This is a genomic window from Mycobacterium sp., from assembly GCF_049278535.1.
Lineage (GTDB): Bacteria > Actinomycetota > Actinomycetes > Mycobacteriales > Mycobacteriaceae > Mycobacterium.
In genome coordinates this window covers 1-3,975 of the sequence record NZ_JBAPMI010000225.1, presented here as the reverse complement: position 1 = coordinate 3,975, position 3,975 = coordinate 1, and the positions used below count along the sequence as shown (strand labels likewise).

General features: G+C 67.0%; 6 protein-coding genes. 2 read left to right on the top strand and 4 right to left on the bottom strand.

Annotated features, from left to right (window positions below; genetic code table 11):
- Positions 1-91 precede the first annotated feature (91 nt).
- The 3 genes from WAO18_RS15530 to rimP form a co-directional block, all read right to left on the bottom strand.
- Positions 92-337, bottom strand: a complete 246-nt coding sequence (locus tag WAO18_RS15530; protein WP_422207147.1) for a DUF448 domain-containing protein — start codon at positions 335-337, stop codon at positions 92-94.
- 187 nt (positions 338-524) lie between these two features.
- Positions 525-1,568, bottom strand: a complete 1,044-nt coding sequence (gene nusA / locus WAO18_RS15525) for a transcription termination factor NusA (RefSeq protein ID WP_422207145.1) — start codon at positions 1,566-1,568, stop codon at positions 525-527.
- Entirely contained in the window at positions 1,565-2,104 is a 540-nt protein-coding gene (rimP, locus tag WAO18_RS15520) for a ribosome maturation factor RimP (protein ID WP_422207146.1), read from the bottom strand. Before rimP ends, nusA begins: the two co-directional genes overlap by 4 nt.
- A gap of 170 nt (positions 2,105-2,274) precedes the next feature.
- On the opposite strand from rimP, the gene WAO18_RS15515 reads away from it, so the two are divergent.
- Both WAO18_RS15515 and WAO18_RS15510 read left to right on the top strand, forming a co-directional pair.
- Positions 2,275-2,799, top strand: a complete 525-nt coding sequence (locus WAO18_RS15515) for a hypothetical protein (protein ID WP_422207144.1) — start codon at positions 2,275-2,277, stop codon at positions 2,797-2,799.
- Entirely contained in the window at positions 2,796-3,254 is a 459-nt protein-coding gene (locus WAO18_RS15510) for a ferritin-like domain-containing protein (protein WP_422207143.1), read from the top strand. Before WAO18_RS15515 ends, WAO18_RS15510 begins: the two co-directional genes overlap by 4 nt.
- A gap of 6 nt (positions 3,255-3,260) precedes the next feature.
- Here WAO18_RS15510 and WAO18_RS15505 read toward each other — a convergent pair.
- A partial coding sequence (locus tag WAO18_RS15505; protein ID WP_422207142.1) for a His/Gly/Thr/Pro-type tRNA ligase C-terminal domain-containing protein occupies positions 3,261-3,975 on the bottom strand: 715 nt, incomplete at its 5' end.

Here is a 3,975-nt window from a genome sequence, read left to right as displayed (position 1 = left end):
CACTACATCTCCTGTCTATGAGGCGACAGCGGTAGTAGGCCGCGCCTCGGGTTTAGCTATGACGCATGGTCATCGGGACTTCACGGTGTGCTCATGTTCTTTTGCTGCCTGTTCTGTTGGCGGGATGACCGGCGCACCCAGAGGCTTGCAAAGACTCTATGTGCTCGACCAACGCTGATGTTTCCGGTGCGCCAGCGATGCGCAGCGCTCGAACGAGAGCTCGCCGCCGGATTGCTTGTGTGACGCACTGTGGAACGGGATGCAGCCATGCACCCCGCCCCGGCAGAGTACCCGCTGGGTCGACGGTCACGGCATATTTACCGTTCCCGGCCGACACAGCAACCACTCGGAGCAGTTCGACGGCCAACTCTCGCTTCCGGCACCCGACACATGTCCGCACCGGTCCTTCGGTACGTCGATGCGCGGAGGCCGAAGTCTCGCGCTGGATCACGGCTTAGTTTACCTGCACCCAAGCCGTGGTCAGAACCCGCCGCACGGCTGCGGTCTCCCCGGTCGACGCCGGGTCAAAGATCGTGCGCCAGCCCGTGGGCTGCGCCGTGCTCGGGATGGTCGGCGTCCTGGTCGGGCGAGTCCCCGCGGATGTCGATCCGCCACCCGGTGAGCCGGGCGGCCAGCCGCGCATTCTGGCCCTCCTTGCCGATGGCCAGCGACAGCTGGAAGTCGGGAACCACCACCCGGGCGGCCCGCGCGTTCTGGTCGATGACGGTCACCGACACGACCTTGGCCGGCGACAACGCGTTGGCAACGAAGTGCGCCGGGTCGTCGTCGAAGTCGATGATGTCGATCTTCTCACCGGAAAGCTCGCTCATCACATTGCGCACTCGCTGACCCATCGGGCCGATGCAGGCGCCCTTGGCGTTCAGCCCCGGGACTCGCGACGCGACCGCGATCTTCGAGCGGTGACCGGCTTCACGTGCCACCGCGACGATCTCCACCGAGCCTTCGGCGATCTCGGGGACTTCCAGCGAGAACAGCTTGCGGACAAGGTTGGGGTGGGTGCGTGACAAGGTGATCACCGGCTCGCGCATGCCGCGGCTAACGCCCACCACGTAGCAGCGGACCCGGTCGCCGTGCTCGTAAGCCTCACCCGGAACCTGCTCGGCTGCCGGGATCACCCCCTCGGACCCTTTGGTCTCGCTGCCCATCCGGACGACGACCAGACCGCGCGAATTAGCGCGGCTGTCGCGCTGAATCACGCCGGCGACGATCTCGCCCTCGTGGGTGGAGAACTCGCCGTAGGTCCGCTCGTTCTCGGCGTCCCGAAGGCGCTGCAACATCACCTGTCGTGCTGTCGTAGCGGCGATCCGGCCGAACCCTTCCGGGGTGTCCTCCCATTCGCTGAGCACGTTGCCGTCCTCGTCGAGCTCGCGAGCCAACACTCGGACCGAACCCGATTTGCGGTCGATGTCGATGTGGGCGTCCGGCTGATGGCCCTCGGTGTGCCGATAGGCGCTCAGCACTGCGGCCTTGACGTCCTCGAGCAAGTCGTCGAAGGAGATGCCGCGCTCCACCACTATCGCGTGCAGAGCGGTCATGTCGATGTTCATGTTCTGCCCTCCGACTCCGCGCTTCGATCGACCGTCGCCAGTTCCATCTCTCGCTGAGAAGGGGGTGAAAACTCCACCTGAACAACAGCTTTCGAAACACCACCGAGCGATATCTGCTGCAGGATCCAGTCGCGGGCGCGGTCGTCGCGAACCACCAGGCTCAGCGTGCCGTCACACACCTCGCCCACTCGACCGGTGACCTGTGTGCCGTCCGCCATGACCAGCTCGACCTTGCGACCGCGCGCACGTCGAAAGTGCTTGTCGCTGATCAATGGGCGATCGATACCCGGTGAGGTGACCTCCAGGATGTAGCTACCGTCGATGTTCGGCGCCGCGTCCAGCAGGCTCGACGCCGAGCGGGAGAGCACGGCGATGGTGTCCAGATCGAGAGCGGTATCGCCATCGGCGATCACGGTTATCCGCGGCGGCCGGGCGCGCGCATCGATGACGACGTCCTCAATTTCGTAGCCCGCGCGCGCGAACTCACCATCGAGCAGCTCGATCACCTGCGTCTGCGACGGTAGCCCGGTGGTCACGGCGAGCTCCTCATCTTGAGTTGTCCGGTCGGGCAGCTCTGTGGTGCGCGCGATCAGCGCGTCCCACGAGCCGGTCTTCAACGATACGCCAGGAATCCTTTGTAAGACGTAATCGCAACGAGGTCACCTGGCGTTACGGCCGACGGTGGCGGCAATGGCAGGATGTTGCTGTGCTGCGCCCCGAGCCTGGTTTGGATGCCATCGTCAGCAGGCGCCGTGTGTTGGCCGGCGGCGCAGCACTCGCCGTGCTCGGAATCGCGGTGCCCGCGTGCAGTTCTGCGCCGGCGCCGCCGGCCGTCGACGAACTCGAGGCACAGCTGACGCTGGCCCGACAGGACAGCGAACTGGCCACGGCGGCGGCAGTGGGCGTCACACAGCCGGTGAACGCCGCGCTGACCGAGGTCGCCGCCGAACGCACCAAACACGCGCAGGCGCTGACGACCGAAATCGCCCGCCTCGCGGTCAATCCCACGTCAATGTCTGCTGCGACGACGAGTCCTTCTACCACCCGGGCCGCCGCGGCTGCCCCACCGCCGCTGGCCGACGTGGTCCGGTCGTTGCGGGCGTCGGCGGACAGTGCCCGTCAACTGGCGGGCACCTCGTCGGGTTATCGCGCCGGGCTGCTCGGCTCGATCGCCGCCTCCTGCACCGCCTCATACAGTGTGGCGCTGGCGTCCGGGGCGGCCGCGTCGTGACTTCCGCTGAACCGTCACCTGCCGCCACGCCCTACGACACCGCGCTGTGCGCGGCGCTGAGCAACGAGCACGCCGTCATCTACGGCTACGGCATGGTGTCGGCACACTGCGCGCCAGAGGTGAACACCCTGGTGTCGTCGGCGCTGAATCAGCACCGCCGGCGCCGCGACGAGGTGATTGCGTCGCTGGCCGGCCGCTCGGTGACGGCTCCGCTGGCCGCCGCTGGTTATCAGTTGCCGATGCCGGTCAACAGCCCGACCGACGCCGCGCGGCTGGCCGCGCGCATGGAGAAGGACACCGAAGTGGCTTGGCGCGCGGTCGTCGAGCAGGCTCAGAGCAACCAGGACCGCACATTCGGCGTGACGGCGCTGACCCAGAGCGCGGTGCTGGCCGCCAAGTGGAAGCAGGCGCTGGGCGACTGGCCGATCACCACGGCGTTCCCCGGAGCCGACTAGCTGTACCTAGCCGGACACGGCCGAAGCGATATCGGTGGCCAGCCCGGCACCGGCCGGCAGTTCACGGGTCTCACCGGTGAATCTGTTGCGCAGCTCGACCTTTCCGTCCGCCCAGCCGCGGCCCACCACGACAATCCAGGGCACACCGAGCAGCTCGGCATCCTTGAACTTCACCCCGGGCGATGCCTGCCGATCGTCGAGCAGCACTTCGATGCCCAGCCGGTCCAGATCGCCGGCCAACGCGGTGGCCCCGGTCCGCGCTTCGGCGTCCTTGTTGGCGATCACCAGGTGCACGTCGAACGGCGACACCTCTGACGGCCAGCGCAGTCCCAGCTCGTCGTGGTGCTGTTCGGCGATGACGGCCACCAGCCGCGAAACCCCGAGGCCATAGGAGCCCATGGTCAGCCGCACCGGCTTGCCGTCTTCGCCGAGGACGTCGACGGTGAAGGCGTCGGTGTATTTGCGGCCGAGCTGGAAAATGTGGCCGACCTCAATTCCGCGGGCGGAGACCAATGTGCCGGCTCCGTCCGGCGAGGGATCGCCGTCGCGCACCTCGGCGGCCTCGATGGTGCCGTCGGCGGTGAAGTCGCGACCGGCCACCAGGCCGACGACGTGCTTGCCTGGTTGGTCGGCGCCGGTGATCCAGCTGGTGCCGTCCACCACCCGCGGGTCGAGCAGATAGCGAACATCGTTGTCCAGCAATGCTTTAGGACCGATATAA